The sequence below is a fragment of the bacterium genome (genome assembly GCA_040757115.1).
In the GTDB taxonomy this organism is placed as follows: Bacteria; UBA9089; CG2-30-40-21; order CG2-30-40-21; family SBAY01; genus JBFLXS01.
Window position 1 is genome coordinate 1 of record JBFLYA010000375.1, and the last position, 2550, is coordinate 2550.

The following is a 2550-nucleotide window of genomic DNA, read 5'->3' on the forward strand; positions in this document are numbered from 1 at the left end:
AGAAATAGGTAGAAATTGATTGTGGAAAACAACAAATTTCCATAAATTTCTATTAGTTTCTACTAATTTCAATTTTTTTAATAATATCTCCCTATCTCCTTAATCTCCACATCTCCTTTTGTTACACTACCTGAACGCTTACGGGAATCTGTAACGATTTTGGATTTTCGATTTGGGATTTCCCTTCAATCCACAATCCAAAATTCTGTTTCCTGGGAGGGGGATAACAAAAAATGCGAAAAGGATTACTCATTGCCTTATTTTGGGCGAGTATAGCCCTTGCCTCGCCACTGGTTATTTCTAAACCAACTGTCTTCCTTAAAGATACATTTTTGGCAACATCGTTTAAAACACAACATCTATTAGGACAACAAGAGATAAAAACTATCCAGAGCGGTTTTACGGTTACTATTAAGATTGATGTTGAATTATGGAAGAAGGGTAGATTATTTCATGACCTGGAAACTACCCGTCAGATAACCAAAGAAATATCTTATGATATCTGGGAAAAAATCTATACATTAAGATTTGATAAAGGAGATATATTAAAATTTGATAACCTGACAGATTTAAAAGAGACTTTAAACCAGGAAGATATTGTCCTCATTAGACCTTTAAAGGGATTAGAAGGTAAAAAAGTATATTTTGTGCAAATCAGGGTTGATATTGAGTCAATTAATAAAAAAGAAATGGAAGAAATAGCAAAAAGAATCAATGGCGACTCCCCAGCGTTTATAAATCTCCAGAAGATATTTGCGGTATTAGTTAGACATCGTTCTAAAGATATAAAGTCATATATCCAATCTGATAATTTTAAACCGGATACATTAAAAGGAATCTCAAATGATTAATGTCATACTTTTATTAGCCATTTTGTTTATTATAATGGTAACAGTGATACAGGTGAGTAAAAAGATTCAGATAAAAATGGTCGTTTGTTTCTTTTTAATCTCCTTAATGCCGATTATACCCCTTATCTTTGTTATTAATAGTATTATTGAAAAAAGCTTGAATATTGGGGTCAACAAGGAAATTATTGATACCCTTCAGAGTGCTAAGGTCTTAGTTGAAGAGGTTCTGGATAGAGAAAAGGAAAAGGTGGCTCAAGAGGCAGTATATTTGAGCAAAAACCCAGCCTTTATTTCTAAAACTAAGAATGCAGAATTATTAGAGGCACCCAATCCTCTGGTTAAAAAGGCAGGACATCTAAAAAAAACATTTACAATAGTTTGTGGCGAAAATAACGAAATAGTCAAAGGTATTGCCCCGATATTTGAAGGGGATAGGGTTCAAAAAGTAGTTGTGGTTAGTTCTACATTAGACAAGGAATTTATCCAGGGGGCACAGAAGCTTAAAAATAGCCTGAAATTTTATAGTTCATTAAATTTACTTCGAGTGCCTATTGAAAAAGGATATTTGCTAATATTTATTTCTATTGCCCTGGTAATGATATTTCTGTCATTTTTAACTGGCTATGTCATTTCTCGAAAATTAACAAAACCACTTAAAAGCCTGATAAAAGGGTTAGAAGAAGTAGGTTTGGGGAATCTTGATTATCAGGTTAATGTCCAGACTAAAGATGAGATGGCCAGAACAATAAATTCATTTAATAAAATGGTAAAGGAATTAAAGGAAAGCAGGGAGTTATTGATTTTTGCGGAACGAGAATCTGCCTGGCGAGGGATAGCCCAGCGAATAGCCCATGAAATTAAGGGTCCCCTTACACCTATCGTATTATCTTTGCAACATCTTCAGGATAAATTCTATAAAGACCCTAAATCTTTCGAGGCTATTCTAAAGGATTGCACTCGAAGGATAACCGAAGAGGTCGAGGTTTTACACAAGATGGCAAAGGAATTCTCGGAATTTGCCCGTATGCCCACACCTTGCTTTGAATTTACTGATGTAAATAAAATCCTCGAAGATACGGTTAGCCTTTTTGCCCAAATTAGTCCGGCGGTAGAGATTAAAGTAATCTACGGTGTTAATTTACCGCGAATTAAACTCGACCGTGAAAGGATGAAAATGGTCTTTAAAAATATCATTCAAAATGGAATTGATGCCTTCCTTGAGAAAACAGGTGAAATCAATATCGAAACCTCTTGCGATAGCGAATTTCTAAAGATAGAATTTAAAGATACAGGTACTGGCATGGATGAAGAGACGATAAAAAAAATCTTTACCCCATATTTCTCGACTAAATCTCACGGAATGGGGTTGGGATTAGCCATTGTTGAGAAGATTATAAAAGAACATCATGGTCAGATTGATGTTAAAAGTCAGCCGAATAAAGGAACGACATTTATGATTATTTTACCGGTAAAATAAAGGGTAACCGTTCAGCCACAGAGGCACAGAGTTCACAGAGAATTAGAGAAATGAGCCACAAAGTAAGCGTTCAGGTGGTGTAACAAAAGGAGATATGGAGATTAAGGAGATAGGGAGATATTATAAAAAAATTGAAATTAATAGAAACTAATAGAAATTTATGGAAATTTGTTGTTTTCCACAATCAATTTCTACCTATTTCTATAAATTTCAATCTATTTC

Annotated in this window: 2 protein-coding genes; both read left to right on the top strand. The window is 34.2% G+C overall.

Translation table 11 applies throughout. From position 1 onward, the window contains the following. The first annotated feature begins 233 nt into the window (after window positions 1-233). Window positions 234-851 carry a DUF4390 domain-containing protein gene (locus AB1422_18815; GenBank protein ID MEW6621353.1) on the top strand — a complete coding sequence of 206 codons (618 nt, stop codon included), beginning with the start codon at window positions 234-236 and terminating at the stop codon, window positions 849-851. Continuing rightward, window positions 844-2328, top strand: a complete 1485-nt coding sequence (locus tag AB1422_18820; protein MEW6621354.1) for an ATP-binding protein — start codon at window positions 844-846, stop codon at window positions 2326-2328. The genes AB1422_18815 and AB1422_18820 overlap by 8 nt, the downstream gene beginning before the upstream one ends. Window positions 2329-2550 lie beyond the last annotated feature (222 nt).

Coding starts and splice junctions, on each gene's coding strand:
- AB1422_18820 (MEW6621354.1), top strand. CDS start 844: ATGATTAATGTCATACTTTTATTAGCCATTTTGTTTATTATAATGGTA.
- AB1422_18815 (MEW6621353.1), top strand. CDS start 234: ATGCGAAAAGGATTACTCATTGCCTTATTTTGGGCGAGTATAGCCCTT.